Raw genomic sequence first — 17,151 nt, forward strand, 5'->3', positions numbered from 1 at the left:
CGGCAGCGCCGCGGCACACCCGCCGGAACGGAGGCGTGCGGGGTCAGCGGATGCGCTGGCCGCGGGGGGCGCCGCGCCGGACGGGCTGGCCCTCCCCCAGGTCGGGTCGGGCGCCCGGCTGGTGCAGGGCCCGCGCGGCCAGGCGGTGGGCGCGGCCCAACGCCTCCTTGGGATGGCGGCCGGCGAGCCACGCCGGGAGGAACCCCGCGATGAAGGCGTCGCCGGCCCCCACGGAACCGGGGGAGGGCTCCACCGGCTCGGCGGGAGCGGTCACGCAGTCGTCACGGGTCTTGGACGCCCACAGTCCGCCGCCCTGGCCCAGCTTGAGCACCACGTTGGGGAACCAGGCGGTCAGCACCTTCGCCGCGGCCTCGGGGTCCTCCCGGCCGGTCAGCACCCTGGCCTGGTCGACGTTGGCGAACAGCAGCCGCGCGCCCTGGGTCCAGTCCAGGAAGTTCTCGGCGCCCGCGCGCTCCAGCGGCGCGTGCGAGCCGCCGTCGACCGAGATCGACATCCCGCTCTCGCGGGCCATCCGCAGCGCCACCCGGGCCGCGCGCCGGGAGTCGGCGTTGATCAGGGTGTACCCCGACACGTGCAGGTGCCCGTCGGGGCCGAACACGTCGCGGGGGAGGTCCTCGGGCTGGAGGCGGGCGTTGGCGCCGGGGTCGCTCAGCATCGTGCGGTCGCCCCGGTGGGTGATCATCACCACGCAGGTCCCCGTGGGCCGCTCCGGGTCCATCACCATGCGCGAGTCCAGACCGTAGCCCATGAGCTCCATCTCACGGGTCCGGCCGGTGATGTCGGAGCCGCGGCGGCCGACGAAGGTGGTGTCGGTACCCTCCACGGCCAGCCACGAGGCGATGTTCGCCCCGGAGCCCCCGCCATACATGATCACGGACGCCGGAGTGTCGCTGCCGCGGGCCAACGGGTGGAACGCGCGCGCGACGGCGTCGGTCATCAGGTCACCGATCACGACCACTCGTGTCATTTCGCCAGCCACCACCGAGGGTTATAAGAATCCGTGCTCGCACGACGTTAACAGGTGAACCGTCAGCGGCGTGTAACGAACTGAACGCGCCCCGGCCACACGTCGGCGGAAGGGCGCCGATCGCCGCTGTGGAGGGCGTCGCCGCGCCCCGGGAGCCCCCCGCGATGAGCATTGCGTCACGTGGGGCCGGTAGCCCGCACGGGCCGACCGGGGGCCGGGGAGGGCGTACCGTGCGGACGCCCCGGGGCGTTTTCGCGGTGCCCGCATGGACTTTCCCCGGATTCGACCGATTGTCGTCTAGTCTCGCAGTCGTGCAGTCCTACCCGAATCACTGGGAAGCCGACGTCGTCCTGACCGACGGAGGCACCGCGCACCTGCGCCCCATCACCCCTGAAGACGCCGACCTGCTGCGCGAGTTCCACGCACGCCTCTCCCCGGAGACGATCTACTACCGGTTCTTCGCGCCCTACCCCAAGCTCTCCGACCGCGATGTGAAACGGTTCACGACGGTCGACTACGAGGACCGCGTGGCCCTGGTCGCCACCATCTCCGACTCCCTGGTCTCCGTGGTGCGCTACGACAAGGTCGCGCCCGAGGAGGCCGAGGTCGCCTTCGTCGTGGAGGACGGCCACCAGGGCCGCGGCCTGGCGTCGGTGCTGTTGGAGCACATCGGCGCGGCCGCGCGCGAACGGGGGGTGCGCCGCTTCATCGCCGACGTGCTGCCCGAGAACCGGCGGATGATCAACGTCTTCCGCGAAGCCGGGTACACCGCCCAGCAGACCTTCGACGAGGGGGTCATCCGCCTCACGCTGGACCTCCAGCCCACGGACGACTCCACCGAGGTCATGCGGGCCCGCGAGCAGCGCGCGGAGTCGCGCTCCATCGCCCGGCTCCTCTTCCCCGACTCGGTCGCCGTCATCGGCGCGAGCCGGACCGCCCACACCATCGGCCAGACGGCCCTGCGCAACCTCCTCGGAGGCGAGTTCCAGGGGCCCGTCTACCCGGTGCACCCCGAGGCCAAGGCCGTCGTGGGCGTGCGCGCCTACCCCTCGGTCCTGGACATCCCCGACCAGGTGGACCTCGCCGTCGTGGCGGTCCGCGCCGACATGGTCGTCGACGTCGTCGAGCAGTGCGCGGACAAGGGCGTGCTCGGGCTGGTCGTGGTCAGCTCCGGGTTCGGCGAGACCGGACCGGAGGGCCGCGCGCGCCAGGACGAGCTGGTGCGCACCGCCCGCGCCGCCGGCATGCGCGTCGTCGGCCCCAACTGCCTGGGCATCGCCAACAGCGACCCCCGGGTGTCGCTCAACGCGACGCTGTCGCCCGACCTGCCCCCGGTGGGCTCGATCGGCTTCTTCTCCCAGTCCGGCGCCCTGGGACGGGCCATCCTCCAGCGGGTGGCCGAGCGCGGGATGGGCCTGTCCACGTTCGTCTCCGCGGGCAACCGCGCCGACGTGTCCGGCAACGACCTCATGCAGTACTGGCAGGAGGACCCCGCCACCGAGGTCGTCCTGCAGTACCTGGAGTCGCTCGGCAACCCGCGCAAGTTCACACGCCTGGCCCGGCGCCTCGCCAAACAGAAGCCCGTCGTGGCGGTGCGCAGCGGCGGTTCCGCGCAGACCACCCCCACCGGCCACGCGGCGGGAGGGCTCGCCCTGCCCGACTACGCCGTCACCTCGCTGTTCCAGCAGGCCGGGGTGGTCCGGGTCGACGACATCACGCAGATGTTCGACGCCGCCCAGGTGTTCGCCTACCAGCCCCTGCCCAAGGGGCCGCGGGTGGGCGTCATCGGCAACTCCGACTCCCTGGAGCTGCTGGTCAAGGACGCCGCGATGCGTCAGGGCCTCAAGCCCCACGACCCGGTCAACCTCGGCCCCCAGGCCACCGCCGAGGACTTCGACCTCGCGCTGGAGACGGCCCTGGCGGCCGACGACGTGCACTCGGTCGTGGTCGTGTTCATCCCCGCGCTCCACCCCATCTCCGACGACGTCGCGCGGGTCCTCAGAGCGCGCTCGCTCAACTCCGACAAGCCCATCGTGGCCACATACCTGGGGCGCCAGGGGCTCCCCGAGGAGCTGCGCCACGTCGGCGACAGGGGCGAGACCCTGCGCGGATCGGTTCCCTCCTACCCCTCGCCCGAGGACGCGGTCCGCGCCCTGGCCTACGCGACCCGCTACACGCAGTGGCGCAACCGCAAGCCGGGACGCCACCCCGAGCTGCCCGACATCGACGGTGCCCGTGCCCGCGCGACGCTGGTCCGCGCGCTCAGGAACGCCAAGCCGTCCGCGGACGACGTCGCCTGGTTCGGCGGGGAGCGCCGCTACGACGAGGAGACGGCGATCTCCGGCGAGGACGCCCGCGACCTGCTGTCCTGCTACGGCATCACCGCCTACCCGGACATCCCGGTGTCCTCGGCGGAGGGCGCCGTGGTCGCCGCCGGGCACCTCGGCTACCCGGTGGTCGTCAAGGCCGACTCGCCCGACCTGCGGGTCCGTGCGGGGGGCGCGTTCGTCCGGGCGGACCTGCGCACGCCGGAGGACGTGCGCAGCGCCTTCCTGTCGCTGTACGACCGGTTCGGCGCCGAGGCGGGGCTCGTCGTCCAGCGCATGGCCGCGCCCGGCGTGCCCACGGTGATCCGCGCGGGGGACAACCAGTCCTTCGGGTCGGTGGTCTCGTTCGGCCTGGCCGACGTGACCGCCGAGCTCCTGGACGACCGGGCGTTCCGCCTGGCGCCCCTCACCGACATGGACGCCGCCGACCTCATCCACGCGGTGCGTGCGGCGCCCCTGCTGTTCGGCCTCCCCGCGGGCGCGACCTCGCTCGCGGAGCAGCCCGACGTGGAGGCGCTGGAGGAACTCCTCATCCGGGTGTCGCGCCTGGTGGAGGCATTTCCCGAGATCGGCTACGTGGACCTGGACCCTGTCCTCGTCAACGCCACCGGAGCCCACGTGCTGGGCGCGCGCATGTGGCTGCGGGAGGCGCCCGAGGTACGGCCCGACGCGGGGCCGCGGAGGCTGCGCGGGGTGACGTTCTGATCAGGGGGTGGTCCGCCCGCTTCTCGGCCCGGTCGCGAAGTGTCACGGGAAAGGGGCAGGATAGGGGTATGAGGAAAACACGTGCCGTGTCCACGGACTGGCGACTGGAGATCGAACGCAGCGGGTACTACCCCGCGCTGGTGATCGACGCCGTCGCCCAGGCCCTGGGCGGCGAGAGCGCCGAGGCGTTCATCGTGCACCACGAGGCGACCTTCGACCCGGCGATGGAGATGCGGCGGCACATCACCGTGATGCTGCTGACCGCGACCCGGCTCGTGGTGTGCCACACGGACGAGCACCCGCCGAACGAGACGGAGGGCACCTCGCACGCGTCCACCACGACGGACAGCATCCAGATGGGCAACATCCAGTCGGTCGCCCTGACCAGGGTGGTGCCCAACCCGGCCCAGTACACCCCGGGCAGCCTGCCGAGCGAACTGGTGCTCAGCGTCAACCTGTCGGTCAACTGGGGCGCCGTCGCCAACATCGACCTCGAACCGGCCGCCTGCGCCGACGAGACGTGCGAGCTCGACCACGGCTACACCGGCGCGATCACGGCGGAGCCCCTCACACTGCGGGTGAGCGAGGCCGCCGACGGCGCCGCGGCGGTCTCCGCGATGATGCACTTCGCCGAGGCCCTGTCCACGGCCACCACGCGCTGACCCGCAGGGCGGGACGGGCCGTCCTCCCGGGGGCGCGGACCGGCCCGGTCCGCGCCCCCGGGAGTGCGTGCGGGGCCGGGGGCGCCGGTCGGCGACGGCGCAGGGCCGGCTCCGCCGGTTCGTGTAACACTCCCGCGTCGGGGTGTGACGGGGACTTAACGAACCGGGCGTGACGAAGCGTGGTGCCTCGGCGATCGGTCCGTCTAAGGTGGAGGCGGATTCGCGCATACCGCCACAAGCGAGACGCGACCGGTCACGAACCGCCTGCGTACGCGCGCCGGGTCCGACAGGTCCGCGCGCGGTTCACCCCCTCTCCGCGCACGCGGGGATGGACACGGAGAAAGGCCAGCCTGCGATGACGCAGCACCCGTCCCCGATGCCCCCGGACGACGCCCCCCTGGTGCGCCTGTCCGTCGACCGCGCCATCGCCACGGTCACCCTCGACTCCCCCGGCAACCGCAACGCGCTCTCCGCGCGGCTGCGCTCCGAACTGTCCGCGGCCCTCGCCGAGGCGGTGGCCGACGACGGGGTGCGGGGGATCGTGCTCACCGGCACGGGCCCCGTGTTCTGCGCGGGGGCCGACCTGAAGGAGGTCGCGGCGGCGCTCCAGGGAGCCCCGACCGAACCGGCCCCCGAACTCCCCGAGATCTTCGAGCAGGTCATGGGCGCCCCCAAACCGGTGATCGCCGTCCTCAACGGCGCAGCCCGCGCCGGGGGGATCGGGCTGGTGGCCGCCGCCGACATCGCGCTCGCCCCCAAGAGCGCCACCTTCGCCTTCACGGAGGTGCGGATCGGCGTGGTCCCCGCCGTCATCTCCGTGCCGGTGTCCGCGCGCATGCACTCGCGCCAGCTGAGCCGCTACTTCCTCACCGGCGAGCTGTTCGACGCCTCGGCCGCGGCCAAGGCGGGCCTGCTCACCCAGGCCGTCCCCGACCGCGACATGGCCCACGCCGTGGACGCGGTCCTCCAGGGGCTGAGGGGGGCGGCCCCGCGCGCGCTGTCCCGCACCAAGGAGCTCCTGGGGGAGCTCGGCTCGGGAGCGCTGGCCGCACCCGAACGGCGCAAGGAGGCGTTCACGCGGATGGGCGAGCTGTCCGCCGAGTTCTTCTCCGGGGAGGACGCCGCCGAGGGGCGGGCGGCCTTCTTCGAGAAGCGCGCCCCCCGGTGGGCGCGGTAGCGGATGCCCGGGACGGGGGCGGACCCCGGCCGTGAGGCGGGGCGTCCGGACCGCCGGCCGTCCGGCATGCGCGGGCCGGGTGCGCCCGCTCCCCCCGGCAGGCCACAATGGTCGGGTGAGCTACTCCGGAGATACGAGGGTCGGCGGCCCCGCCGACCTGCGACGACTGACCAACCTGACGATCAGCAAACTCACCGTCGGCCCGATGGACAACAACGCCTACCTGCTGCGTTGCCACTCCACCGGTGAGGCGGTACTCATCGACGCCGCCGCGGAGCCGGACCGGATCCTGGACATGGTCGGCGAGGGCGGACTCGCGCGGGTGATCACCACCCACCGCCACCAGGACCACTGGACGGCCCTCGCGGAGGTGGTCGGCCAGACCGGGGCCCGGACGGTGGCCCATCCCGACGACGGGGAGGAGCTCCCGGTGTCGGTGGACGAGCCCGTCGTCCACGGGACCCGGGTCCCGGTCGGCGAGAGCTCCCTCACCGTCATCCACCTCCGCGGGCACACGCCCGGGTCGGTCGCCCTGCGCTACGACGACCCGGACGGCCGCACCCACCTCTTCACGGGCGACTCGCTCTTCCCGGGCGGCGTCGGCCGCACGTGGTCGGACGAGGACTTCCGCACCCTCTTCGGGGACGTGGAGGAGCGCGTGTTCGGAGCGCTCGCCGACGACACCTGGGTCTACCCCGGGCACGGCGCCGACACCACCCTGGGCGCCGAGCGGCCCCACCTCGGGGAGTGGCGCGAACGCGGCTGGTGAGGGCGCCCCCGCGGCGGAGCGGCGGCCGTCGGCCCCGGGGCGCACTGCCCCGCGGCGCGGCTCAGGCGCCGAAGCAGCAGAAGCCTGCCCGCCCGAGGTGGACGGCCACCGCCTCGGGCGCGGGCACGCCGCCGACCAGGGCGCGGTGGAAGCGGCGCATGGCCTCGCCGGTCCCGGAGTCGCCCACGGGGACGGGGCTGGCCACGACGGTGCGGGCCCCGGCGGCCAGGAGGACGCCGGCGAACCCCAGCGGAGCGCCCGTCCGTCCCGCGAAGTCCCTGCCGCTCCAGCAGGTGGACAGGACCACGGTGTCCGGCACACGCGGGAGGGCCGACAGGTCGCAGGCGAGCATCGGACCGTCGGAGAGGCCGACGGAGGCCAGCATGGGCGAGCGGTCGGGTACGCGCCCGTGCCCGGCCACGTGCGCCAGGTCGGCCCGCCCGATCCCGGCCAGCACCTCCCCGCGCCTGGCCCGGTCGCCGGCGAGCACCCGCGCCCCCGGGTAGAGGTCCGCCAGCCGGGAGACCTCGCGGACGGCTCCGCCGGGTTCGGGAGCGGCCACCAGGAGGACGCGCCCGGGGCGGGGAGCGCCCGGACCGGGCTCCCGTCGGCGGTCCAGCCAGAAGCGGGCGGTGGGCACCAGGTTCACGGGGCGTCCGCGCAGCGCCGGCAGCATGCCCCAGGGCGGGTCGCCCAGGAAGGGGTCGCTGGCCACGACCAGCGGCCGGTCCCCGATCAGCGGCAGGGCGGGGCCGAGCAGGGCCCGGGTGGCGAGGGCGGCCGCCTCGCGCGCCGTCGCGCCGGGCGGGCGGCCGGGGACGAGGAGCGGGTGGACGAACCGGGAGAGGGCCCGCGCCACCCGGGGGAGCGGGCCCAGGACGCGTGCGTGTACGCGCCCGGCCACCGCGACGAGCACCACCGCGTCCCCCGCGGCCCTGGTGTACCGCAGGAACGCCCTGTCCCCGAGCCGCTCCAGGAGGGGGCCGGTGACGGGGCGCGGACGGTCGGCGCGCTCCGGGGAGCCCGGATGCGGTGCGGGGGCGGTACGGGGCGGTCGGATCCGCCGCCGGTTCCCGGCCTGCCGGGGGAACGGGGCGTCGCCGGGCTCTCCCGCGGCCCGGGCCGCGTGGTGGGCCCGCCAGCGTTCCGACTCCCAGAGGCGGGCCGCCGCGTCCGCGTCCCGGTCGTGGACCAGTGCCTCGCGGTACCCGTCCGCCAGCGCGGCCGTCCCGGGGGCGTGCACCAGGGGACCGGGCACGCGCGGCACGGCCCAGGTGCGGGCCAGCTCGGCCCATTCCACGGCGGCGGACGCGTCCCCGGCGGCCAGGGCGCTCTCCAGCCCCGCCCGCACGACGTGCGGGTCCTCGACCGGCCCGTCCGACCGGGGCGCGGCAGGCCCGCCCGCCCGGGCCGGCGACGCCGGCGCCCCGTGCCGGGCGGTCGGCGCGCCCCGCGCGGTGACGGCCAGCGGGACCCTCGCCGCCAGGGCGTTCTCGGCCCGCTCGACGGGTGACAGCGGGCGGTGGCGGGCCTCGCGCAGGGCCCTGTGCTCCAGGCGGGCGGCCAGCCGGTGCCAGAGCGATCCCCTGCCGAAACCGCGGCGGACGCGGCGGGCCAGCTCCGCCGCGCGGCGGTGGTCGCCCCGCAGGAGCCACAGCTTGGCCTCCACCAGCAGCGTGCTCGCCGATGACGACCCCCCGCCCGCCCAGGGGCCGTCCGAGAGGACCTCCGCGGCCTCCTCCACCAGCCCCTCGGCCAGCAGCGCCTCCGCGAGGTCCACGTGCAGGGCCTCCCTCCGGGAGGAGGGCAGGTGCGGGGCGAGCGCGTGGAACGCCGCGATGGCCGCGGAGGCGTCGCCCCGGTAGAGGCTGAGGCAGCCCAGGTTCTGGCCGGCCACCATGCCCAGCAGGGGCAGCCCCCGCTCCTCGGTGAGGGAGAGGGCTTCGCGCAACTGGTCCTCGGCCCGGTCGAAGCGGCCGCACAGGATCTGCGCCAGGCCCAGGTTGACGAGGAGCCCGGGAACCACCTGGGCCGCCTCGGACACGGGATGGCCGTCCAGGCGCAGGCGGGTGTCGGTGAGGAGGTCCACGGTCTCCTCGAACCTGCCGTCCTGGGCGAGCCGGACCCCGTGGGTGACCCGGGAGAGGAGGGAGCCTCCGGAGCGCGACACGCGGTCGCCGGGCCGGAGCGCGGGAGGGGAGGCGGAGGGGGACGTCGGTGGACCGAGGGACACGACCGGCTGCCTTTCGCCGAGGGGCGGGCCGGAACCAGTGATAGCAGGGTCGGAGTCCGCGGGGGAACGGTGTCCGCGCCGCTGTGGACGAACCGGGGGGAGCGAAAACGGACGAAGCGGTGCGGGTGCGGACGAAGGGGAGCGGGTTCGCGCGCGTCCCCAATCCGGGTTCGGAGCGTCCTGTTCCGGGTGGTCGGCTCCGGCCCGTCGTCACGGTGGTCGGCCCCGGCCCGTCGTCACACGGTGAACCAGGCGGTGACCACCGGAGGGCGCCCCGTCCTGAGCAGGGACAGGCTGATCGGCCCCCGTGGCAGCCCGTCCAGGGAGAACCGGCCGTCCTCGCCCACCGTCGGGCTGGCGGTGGCGCCGGGTCGGCGCACGCGCAGGACGGCGTGCTCGAAGTCCCCGGTGACGAGTCCGGACAGCGAGCGCGTGCGCCCGTGCGCCCGGACCTGGAGGTCCACGGCCACGCCCCCGTGCTCGAACCGCAGCGCGGCGGTCACGGCGCCGTCCTCCGAGCGTGCCGCCTCGGTGGCCGGGACCGTGTCCGCGCGGGTCCGTGCCAGGTCCGCCGCGTCGTCCGAGCGGTCGAAGGCCGCCAGGGCGGCGGCCCTCCCGTCCTCCGCGTGCGGGGGCCGGGAGGCGGGGCCGGTGTCGGGACGGTTCCTCACGTGGGTTCCTCCAGGAGGCGGCGGAGTCTGCGGTACACGCGGCGCCGCTGGTTCGAGGCAGCCCGGGGGTTCGCGGGGCCGTCGCCCCCCTCCGGGCGCGAGGTCCGACCGGCGGAGCCGGGGCCGGGCGGGTCGGCGAGGTAGGCGAGGGCGGCGCGCCGCTCGGCCGGGTCGGTGAGGCTGCGGATCGCGCGGTGGAGTTCCTCGTCGCGCTCCCCGCGCAGGTACTCCGTCTCGGGGTCCGGCGCCCCGGCGAGCGGGAGGGCCGCCAGGTCGTGGGGGTCCACGGCGCGGTCGAGGGACCCGGTGCGCCGCTGGCGGGCGCAGGTCCGGTGGGCGACCCGGCGCAGCCAGGCGCGGAGCCGCCCGGGGTGGCGCAGGCGGGGCAGGTGCTGGTTGAGGGTGAGCCACACCGTCTGCACGGCGTCCTCGCGGTCGGGGCCGGAGAGCCGGTAGGAGCGGGCGATGGCGTTCACCACCGGCAGGTGGCGGTCCACGATCCCCTCCCAGGCGAGGTGGTCGCCGCGCAGCGCGCGCCGCACCAGGTCGGCGTCCTCCGCCGACCCGTCCGGGGGCTCGCCCGAGGCGCCCCGCGGGGACCGGTCGGCCGTCACGTGCGGGGGACCGGCGCCGTGGGCGGGCGGGGGCCGTCCTCCTCCGGTACGGGCGGCGGGCCCGTCGGCGTGGCCGGTGGGCGCGCGGTCCGGGGGGAGGGGGCCGGTGCCGGGCGGTTCGGCGCGGGCGGGAGCGGGGCCGGTTCTGGCCGAAACCGACAACAGGAGGGGGGCTTCCTCCCCCGAAGGGGTCGAAAGTACGGTTTGAGGAGATGCCTGGGTGCCACGGATGTCCTCGTGCGACTGGTCTGACAAACCCGCCCCCACTATGATCGGACTCCCTGCTCGTCCGTGGCCCACGCTAATCCCTGGGGTCGCGGTCCGGGAGGGGAACGCTGGAAAATACCAGCTGGTGAGCTGGTTCTCAGGGTGCCCTTGGGGCACAATGGGGCAAAAGTATTCAGGCGGGTATGCAACCTTCTCGTGGTACGAGGGCGTCGGGGAAGCGCACTCGTTCGTATCAGGAGGTTCGGTGTCCGCACGTGGCGTCTTGTACGTCCACTCCGCGCCGGCGGCGCTGTGCCCACATGTCGAGTGGGCGGTCGCGGGCGTCGTTGGAGTACCCGTGAAACTCGACTGGGTCGCCCAACCGGCGGCCCCCGGCAACCACCGGGCCGAGCTCAACTGGCAGGGGAAGCCGGGGACCGCGGGCGCAGTGGCCTCGGCGCTGAACGAATGGCAGCGCCTGCGCTTCGAGGTGACCGAGGAGGGGTCGCCCGGGTGCGACGGCGTGCGCTACAGCTACACGCCGTCGCTCGGAATGTTCACCGCCGTCACCAGTGCCGCCGGCGAGGTCCTCGTGCCCGAGGGACGGCTGCGCCACGCCATGGAGCGTGCCGCCGCCGACGGGACCGACCTCGCGGCCGAGATCGAACTGCTCACCGGGCGCTCGTGGGACGAGGAGCTGGAGCCGTTCCGCTACGCGGGCGACGGCGCGCCCGTCCGCTGGCTCCACGCCGTGGGCTGACCCGGGACCGGGCCCGCCGCGCCGCGCCGCGTGCGCCGGGGCGGGTGCGGGCCCGTGCCCCCTCCGCGTCCCGGCGCGCGCCCGGACGCCGGAGCGGTCTCAGGGGGGTTCCTCCCCGCCGGGCCAGATGACCGAGGCCAGCAGGACGGCGGCCCAGATCCCCAGGGGCACCAGCGGCCAGTAGGGCACGAGTTCGCCGCCCATCAGGCTGACCGTCCCCCACACGCCGGTGAGGGTGACCGCCACCCCCGTCCACCAGCGCCACTCGTCCCCCCACTCCCGCCGGGACAGGGAGAGGACGGACAGGTCGCCCCCCGAGGGCGCCTCGCGGAACCGGGGATCGCGGCGCGGAGTCGCGCGGGGCGTCCCCGGACCGGGGTCGGGGAGGTCCTCCGTCAGCGGCCGCAGGTCGCCGACGAGCACCGCGGTGAGGGCCAGGCCCACCCGGCGGTCGTACTCCTCGTGGTCCAGGCGGCCCTCGACGAACGCGACGGTGAGGCGGTCGACCGCCTGGTCGCGCTCGGCGTCCGAGGCGCGTATCCGGTTCGGCGGCAGAGTTCGGCCTTCCACTTCCCACCCCCAGAGGCGCGAGTTGGTGACCACACGATACGCGCCACGACCGGCGGGGAAAAGGGATCCGCGCCACTCGTTGAGACGCCTTGCGGGGTCCTGTCGAACCGCAGGTCAGGAGGCCAGCCAGCGGGCGACGGCGCGGCAGGTGGAGGGGTCCGCGCCGCCGACCAGGCCGGTGTGCTCGTAGGGCCCCCGGTACCCGAAGGGGGAGCCGTCCAGACGGGTGACCAGACCGCCCACCTCCTCCAGGACGAGCGCGGGCGCGGCCACGTCCCAGTCGCGCACCGGCACGTCCTTCACGAACAGGTGCGCCGATCCGTCGGCGATCAGGCACAGCTTCAGGGAGATGCTCCCGCTCTCCAGGTACCCGCCGTAGCCGAAGTGCTCCCGGACCCGGCGGGCGATCCCCCGGGGCTCGGGGGTGTTGTCGGTGAGCACGCCCCGCCCGGGCGGGGCGGCTTCGAGCGGGGGGAGGGAGCGCCCGTCGCGGCGCGCGCCCTGCCCGCGCACGGCGGTGTACAGGGTCTCCGACTCCGGTGCGAACACCGCGGCGACCTCCGGCCGGCCCCCGATCACCAGCGCGGCCTGGGTGACGTACCCGGGGAACCCGTGCGCGTAGCTCGCCGTCCCGTCGACCGGGTCGATCAGCCAGTACCGGGGCGGCCGCTCCCGGCGCAGCGACGCGGGGTCCTCCTCGCTGACCACGGGGATGCGGCCGTCGATCGCGGCCAGGCGCTCCGACAGCGCCCGGTGGGCCAGGGCGTCGGCCCCGGCCTTGAACTGGTCCCCGTCCCAGACCCCGCCGCGCGCGGCCGGGTCGGAGCGCCAGGTGCGGAGCCGGTCGCCGACCGCCACGACCGCCTCGGCCATCGCCTCCGACAGGGGGTGGGAGGGGCTCGGGTACGGACCGGGGGTCATCGCGCACGCGCCGGGGCGACGGGGACGGCGGCCGGAGCCGGCCCCCCGGGCGGCTCCGGCGGTGCGGTGGTCCCCCGCGGTCCGGGGGCGCGCGTGCCCGCCGGGGCGGGGGAGAGGCCGTGCGAGGCGAAGCCGGCCTCGCTGATGAACTCGTCCGTCCACCGCCGCACCATCGCCACGCCCTCACGCCATTCGTCGGTGAGCCTGGGGCCGCCGGAGACGGCCTGCCGGAGCAGCCCGGCGATCTCGTCCACCCCGGCGGCCGCGGTCAGCGCCGCCGTCGAGGAGAAGCGCGGGTTGATCTCGAAGACCCTCGGGCGGCCCGCCCCGTCCAGGGCCAGCTGCACGTTGAAGGGTCCGTCGGCGTGCATCGCGGCCTGGACGGCCCGGCAGGTCCGGGCCACCTCGTGGTGGCGCCGCGTCACCGCGTACCTGGTGACCCCCTGCTTGAGGAGGACCTCCTTGGGCACGACGGCCTGGACGGCGCCGTCGCGCCACACCACCACCGAGACCGTGTACTCCGGTCCGGTGATCCGCTCCTGCACGATGAGCTCGTCGGCCGCGTAGCCGCTCTCGGCCACGGCCCGTGCCACGTCGCGGACCGACTCGACGACCGTCACCCCGCGGCTGCCGCGCCCTCTGCGCGGTTTGACGACGAGGCCGTCCGGGGCGGCGGGCTCCGGCGCGCAGGGCCGCTCCGAGGCGAGCCAGGTGCGGGGGGTCCCGATGCCGGCGCGCTCCAGCTCCCGCATGAGGACGTACTTGTCCAGGCAGGCGGCGACGAACTCCGGCCGGGGCAGGAGCACGGACAGGCCGTCCCCGGAGAGCTCGCCGGCCCGGATCAGCTCCTCGTCCACGAGCGGGACGATCGCGACGGCCCCCTCCTCGGCGCACAGGGCCCTCATCCGCGGCAGGAACGCCTCGCTGTCCCCGGGCGGGACCAGGTGGCCGCGGTCGGCGAGGTACAGGCCGGGAGCGGCGGGGTCGATGTCGGTGGCCACCACACGGAACCCCTGCTCCCGCAGGTGGAGGATGGTGCCGGGGGTGGGAGCGGACCCCGCTGTCGTGACGACGACGGTCGGTCTGCTCGGCGTCTGCTGTGGCACCGGTTGCACCCTTCCAAGCGTGTTCGGGAGGCGGGCCGGGGGACAGCCCGAGCCTAGACCGCGAGGCGCCGGGAAGCCCGTGATTGGCCGAATCCGGTTGCCGGGACAACCGGACGGGCGGGTTGCGCGTGTATCAGGAGCCCCCGGGAGGAAAGGGCCGGGGGCGGTCGGCGCCGTGTCGCGCCGACCGCCCCCTCGGGTTCACGCGGGATCCGTCCGCGGACCTACTCCTGCTCGTACACCGGTGTGACGAGGGCGCGGCCGATCGCGTGCGAGAACAGGTTGAAGCCGAGGAAGGCCGGGCTCGCCGACCCGTCCACGTCGAGGCGGGGGACGTCCACCGCGTGCACCGCGAAGAAGTAGCGGTGCGGTCCGTGCCCCGCGGGCGGAGCGGCGCCCACGTAGCGGTGGCCGCCGGCGTCGTTGCGCAGGGTGACGGCTCCCTCGGGGAGTCCGGAACCGTCACCGGCGCCCGTCGCCAGTTCCGTGACCCCGACGGGGATGTTCGCCACGGCCCAGTGCCAGAAGCCGCTGGCGGTGGGCGCGTCGGGGTCGAAGCAGGTGACGGCGAAGCTCCGCGTCCCCTCGGGGAAGCCGCTCCAGGCCAGGTGCGGCGAGGCGTCCTCGCCTCCGGCGCCCATGATCCCGCTGACCTGGGCGGTGGGCAGGGTCTGCCCGTCGGCGACGTCGTCGCTGGTCACGGTGAACGGCGCGACCTGGGGCAGGAAGTCGTAGGGGGAGGGTGGCGTGGCCACGGAAGGGGCCTCCTTCGTTCGTCTGGGTCGGCTGCCTCCGCCCGGCCGGGCGGGCCCGGAGGGCGGACTCTACGAACATACGCCCCGGCGGCCGTGCCCGCTGCGGGCCGCGGCCCCGTGTCGGCCGGCCCCGGAAGGGGGAGCCCGCCGGGGCGGGGGCCGCGCGGCCCGCCCCCGCGGATGGCGGGGAGGGGGCGCAGACAACAAACCGACCGGGCGGTACGGTGCTTGTCGACACGGGGGAACGCACCCGAGCCGGTCCCCGGACACCGACAGGGAGTCGCCATGACCACTCGCTGGGGCATCACCATCCCGCTGGAGGGCGTCCCGCTGCCCGACCAGCGCGCCGTCGTCGAGCAGATGCCGGACCTGGGCTACACCGACGTGTGGTCGGCCGAGGCCGCCGGCACCGACGCGTTCACCCCGCTGGCCCTGGCCAGCGTCTGGGCGCCCGCGCTGCGCCTCGGCACGGCGATCGTGCCCGCGTACACGCGCGGCCCCGCCACCCTGGCGATGAGCGCGGCGACCATGGCCGCGGCGGCGCCGGGCAGGTTCGCCCTGGGGATCGGCACCTCCTCCAACGTGATCGTGGAACGCTGGAACTCCATCCCGTTCGACGAGCCGTACAAGAAGGTGCGCGACACCGTGCGGTTCCTGCGGACCGCGCTCACCGGCCGGAAGGTCACGGCCGACTACGACACGTTCAGCGTCCGGGGCTTCACCCTCGGCGCGGTTCCCGAGCAGGCCCCGCCGCTGCTGGTGGCGGCCCTGCGGCCGGGCATGCTCAGGCTCGCGGGCCGCGAGGGCGACGGCGCCGTCGTCAACTGGCTCTCGGCCGAGGACGTGCGCACGGTCGCCCCGTACGTCCGAGGGGCCGGGGAGGACAAGGAGATCGTGGCCAGGATCTTCGTCGCCCCCGACACCGACCCGGACACCGCCCGCGGGATCGGCAGACGGGCCGTGGCCGCCTACCTCAACGTCCCCGTGTACCGGGCCTTCCACGAGTGGCTGGGGCGTGAGGAGCTGAACCCGATGTGGAGCAAGTGGGACGAGGGGGACCGCAAGGGAGCCCTGGCCGCGATCCCCGATTCGGTGGTGGACGAGCTGATCGTGCACGGTCCCGCCGAGTACTGCCGCGAGCGCGTGCGGGCCTACGCGGACAACGGTGTGACGACCCCGGTGCTGGCCCCGATCGGGCAGGCGTCCGCGGACCCGGCGGCCCTCGTGCGGGCCCTGGCCCCCGGGGACTGACCGGAGCGCCCGGGGCGGCGGAGGGCGCTACCCGCCGCCCTCCGCCAGGGGGCCGAGCAGGCCGCGCGCCCGCAGCACCAGCTCCAGCTCGAAGCGCTCGGCCGGGTCGCGCAGCCGCTCGCCGAACAGCTCCTCCAGCTGGCGCATCCGGTAGCGCACCGTCTGGGGGTGTATGCGCAGCCGGTCCGCCGCCTCGTTGGCGTTCAGCCCCGACTCCAGCCAGGCCAGCAGGGTGTCGGCCATGCGCTCGCGCTGCGGCGCGCGGAGCCCCGCCAGCGGGGCCAGCCGGGTCCGCGCCATCTCGCCCACCAGCGCCGGGTCGCGCGTCAGCAGCAGGGCGGGGAGGTGGTCGCTCCACCGCAGCACGCCCCCGCCGGTGACGAGCCCGGCCCTCACCAGCTCGGCGAGGTCGCGGGCACGCGCCAGAGACACGGGCACCCGGTCCAGGGGGACGCTCGGACCGAGCACCGCGTCGGCCCCGCGCAGCGAGCGCTCCAGCGACCGCAGCCTGCCGGGCCCCTCCGGATCGGGCACCAGCGCGCACGGCTCCGCCCGGTCCAGGTCGGCCAGCACGTCCGGGGGCAGGACGGCCGTCCGGCCGGCCGGGCCGTCCCGGAGCAGCAGGGCCACGGCCACCCGCCCGGGGGCCCGCCACCGGGCGGCCCCGGCCAGCGCCGACACCGCGCGCGCGTCGTACTCCGTGCCCGTCTCGGCCAGCAGCGCCTCCAACAGGCGGACCCGGCGCCGGTGCAGGGCGTCCGCGCCGGCGCCGCGCACCCGGGCGTGCCCCTCGGCGGCGGCGCCCGAGACCTCCTCCTGGAACACGAAGATCGCCTCGCCCACCACGCCCATGTGCTCGCGGGTGAGGGCGTCCGCGGCGGCGAGCCTCCGCCACGCCACGGCGGCCGCCGCGCGCATCCCCGTGTGCAGGCACTCCAGGGTGCGCCCGTGCCGTGCCTCGGCGGCGCCCAGCGCCCGGAACTCCGAGGCCAGCGCGTCCGCGAGCGCGGGCGAGGGGCCGCCGACCTCCACCCGGTCCAGGAAGCCGTGCACACCGGCCGCGAGCGCCCGGCGCAGCCTCTCGGCGTCGGCGGGCCCCAGGGGGGCCGAGTGCTCACGCGACCTGCGCCGGAGGTCCTCCAGGGCCTCCTCGACGAGGGAGGGGACCTGTGCGCGCAGCCGCGCGCCGAGTTCCGGCGGGATCCGCGAGAACGGTTCCGTCCCGCGGCCCTCCCGCAGTGGATGGGTCATGTCACCTCCGGCGCGGACGCGCGGCGGAGCCGCCCGTGGCACGCCCGCGCGTGCTCTGTGCGCCAGAAAGTACGGGTCTCGGCGGGACCCGACGCGGTGACGGGTACCACACGGTTCCATATCACCAGAGCCCGGACGCGCGGACAACCCCGCCCCCGCGGGGGCGGGCGCCGCCGGAGGCCGG

At 75.6% G+C, this 17,151-nt stretch carries 15 protein-coding genes; 6 read left to right on the top strand and 9 right to left on the bottom strand.

The window, feature by feature from the left end:
* Positions 1 to 43 precede the first annotated feature (43 nt).
* Complete coding sequence (locus ACWGL3_RS23355; protein WP_267950288.1) at positions 44 to 979, bottom strand: carbohydrate kinase family protein; 936 nt, start codon at positions 977 to 979, stop codon at positions 44 to 46.
* A gap of 320 nt (positions 980 to 1,299) precedes the next feature.
* Between ACWGL3_RS23355 and ACWGL3_RS23360 the strand changes: the two genes are divergently transcribed.
* From ACWGL3_RS23360 to ACWGL3_RS23375, 4 genes are all read left to right on the top strand, one after another.
* Positions 1,300 to 4,020 (top strand): bifunctional acetate--CoA ligase family protein/GNAT family N-acetyltransferase, encoded by a 2,721-nt coding sequence (locus ACWGL3_RS23360; RefSeq protein WP_267948684.1) that lies wholly within the window; start codon positions 1,300 to 1,302, stop codon positions 4,018 to 4,020.
* Between the two features lie 86 nt (positions 4,021 to 4,106).
* On the top strand, positions 4,107 to 4,682 hold the full coding sequence (locus ACWGL3_RS23365) for a DUF5998 family protein (RefSeq protein ID WP_267950289.1): 576 nt from the start codon (positions 4,107 to 4,109) through the stop codon (positions 4,680 to 4,682).
* Between the two features lie 355 nt (positions 4,683 to 5,037).
* Positions 5,038 to 5,859 carry an enoyl-CoA hydratase-related protein gene (locus ACWGL3_RS23370; RefSeq protein WP_267948685.1) on the top strand — a complete coding sequence of 274 codons (822 nt, stop codon included), beginning with the start codon at positions 5,038 to 5,040 and terminating at the stop codon, positions 5,857 to 5,859.
* Between the two features lie 115 nt (positions 5,860 to 5,974).
* On the top strand, positions 5,975 to 6,628 hold the full coding sequence (locus tag ACWGL3_RS23375; protein ID WP_267948686.1) for an MBL fold metallo-hydrolase: 654 nt from the start codon (positions 5,975 to 5,977) through the stop codon (positions 6,626 to 6,628).
* Positions 6,629 to 6,689: 61 nt separating this feature from the next.
* On the opposite strand, the gene ACWGL3_RS23380 is transcribed toward ACWGL3_RS23375, so the two are convergent.
* From ACWGL3_RS23380 to ACWGL3_RS23390, 3 genes are all read right to left on the bottom strand, one after another.
* Complete coding sequence (locus tag ACWGL3_RS23380; RefSeq protein ID WP_452461782.1) at positions 6,690 to 8,861, bottom strand: CHAT domain-containing protein; 2,172 nt, start codon at positions 8,859 to 8,861, stop codon at positions 6,690 to 6,692.
* 236 nt (positions 8,862 to 9,097) lie between these two features.
* On the bottom strand, positions 9,098 to 9,532 hold the full coding sequence (locus ACWGL3_RS23385; RefSeq protein ID WP_267948687.1) for a hypothetical protein: 435 nt from the start codon (positions 9,530 to 9,532) through the stop codon (positions 9,098 to 9,100).
* On the bottom strand, positions 9,529 to 10,146 hold the full coding sequence (locus ACWGL3_RS23390; protein WP_452461783.1) for an RNA polymerase sigma factor: 618 nt from the start codon (positions 10,144 to 10,146) through the stop codon (positions 9,529 to 9,531). Before ACWGL3_RS23390 ends, ACWGL3_RS23385 begins: the two co-directional genes overlap by 4 nt.
* Positions 10,147 to 10,618: 472 nt before the next feature.
* Between ACWGL3_RS23390 and ACWGL3_RS23395 the strand changes: the two genes are divergently transcribed.
* Positions 10,619 to 11,113: a DUF3145 domain-containing protein gene (locus tag ACWGL3_RS23395; protein WP_267948689.1), complete on the top strand. Its 495-nt coding sequence runs from the start codon at positions 10,619 to 10,621 to the stop codon at positions 11,111 to 11,113.
* Between the two features lie 99 nt (positions 11,114 to 11,212).
* Here ACWGL3_RS23395 and ACWGL3_RS23400 read toward each other — a convergent pair whose 3' ends face one another.
* The 4 genes from ACWGL3_RS23400 to ACWGL3_RS23415 all read right to left on the bottom strand — a co-directional run bounded on the left by ACWGL3_RS23400 (position 11,213) and on the right by ACWGL3_RS23415 (position 14,465).
* Positions 11,213 to 11,683, bottom strand: a complete 471-nt coding sequence (locus tag ACWGL3_RS23400; RefSeq protein ID WP_267948690.1) for a DUF1707 SHOCT-like domain-containing protein — start codon at positions 11,681 to 11,683, stop codon at positions 11,213 to 11,215.
* Positions 11,684 to 11,797: 114 nt separating this feature from the next.
* Positions 11,798 to 12,604: an inositol monophosphatase family protein gene (locus ACWGL3_RS23405; protein WP_267948691.1), complete on the bottom strand. Its 807-nt coding sequence runs from the start codon at positions 12,602 to 12,604 to the stop codon at positions 11,798 to 11,800.
* A complete protein-coding gene (locus ACWGL3_RS23410; RefSeq protein WP_267948692.1) occupies positions 12,601 to 13,710 on the bottom strand; it encodes an ATP-grasp domain-containing protein in 1,110 nt (369 codons plus the stop codon). The genes ACWGL3_RS23405 and ACWGL3_RS23410 overlap by 4 nt, the downstream gene beginning before the upstream one ends.
* Before the next feature lie 224 nt (positions 13,711 to 13,934).
* A complete protein-coding gene (locus tag ACWGL3_RS23415) occupies positions 13,935 to 14,465 on the bottom strand; it encodes a YbhB/YbcL family Raf kinase inhibitor-like protein (RefSeq protein WP_267948693.1) in 531 nt (176 codons plus the stop codon).
* Positions 14,466 to 14,750: 285 nt separating this feature from the next.
* Here ACWGL3_RS23415 and ACWGL3_RS23420 point away from each other — a divergent pair, with 285 nt between their 5' ends.
* Positions 14,751 to 15,716: an LLM class F420-dependent oxidoreductase gene (locus ACWGL3_RS23420; protein ID WP_267948694.1), complete on the top strand. Its 966-nt coding sequence runs from the start codon at positions 14,751 to 14,753 to the stop codon at positions 15,714 to 15,716.
* A gap of 27 nt (positions 15,717 to 15,743) precedes the next feature.
* Here the strand turns inward: ACWGL3_RS23420 and ACWGL3_RS23425 are convergent, their stop codons facing one another.
* On the bottom strand, positions 15,744 to 16,967 hold the full coding sequence (locus ACWGL3_RS23425; protein ID WP_452461784.1) for a PucR family transcriptional regulator: 1,224 nt from the start codon (positions 16,965 to 16,967) through the stop codon (positions 15,744 to 15,746).
* Positions 16,968 to 17,151 lie beyond the last annotated feature (184 nt).

It is taken from the genome of Nocardiopsis sp. NPDC055824, assembly GCF_053616335.1.

Coding starts and splice junctions, on each gene's coding strand:
- ACWGL3_RS23405 (WP_267948691.1), bottom strand. CDS start 12,604: ATGACCCCCGGTCCGTACCCGAGCCCCTCCCACCCCCTGTCGGAGGCG.
- ACWGL3_RS23420 (WP_267948694.1), top strand. CDS start 14,751: ATGACCACTCGCTGGGGCATCACCATCCCGCTGGAGGGCGTCCCGCTG.
- ACWGL3_RS23425 (WP_452461784.1), bottom strand. CDS start 16,967: ATGACCCATCCACTGCGGGAGGGCCGCGGGACGGAACCGTTCTCGCGG.
- ACWGL3_RS23370 (WP_267948685.1), top strand. CDS start 5,038: ATGACGCAGCACCCGTCCCCGATGCCCCCGGACGACGCCCCCCTGGTG.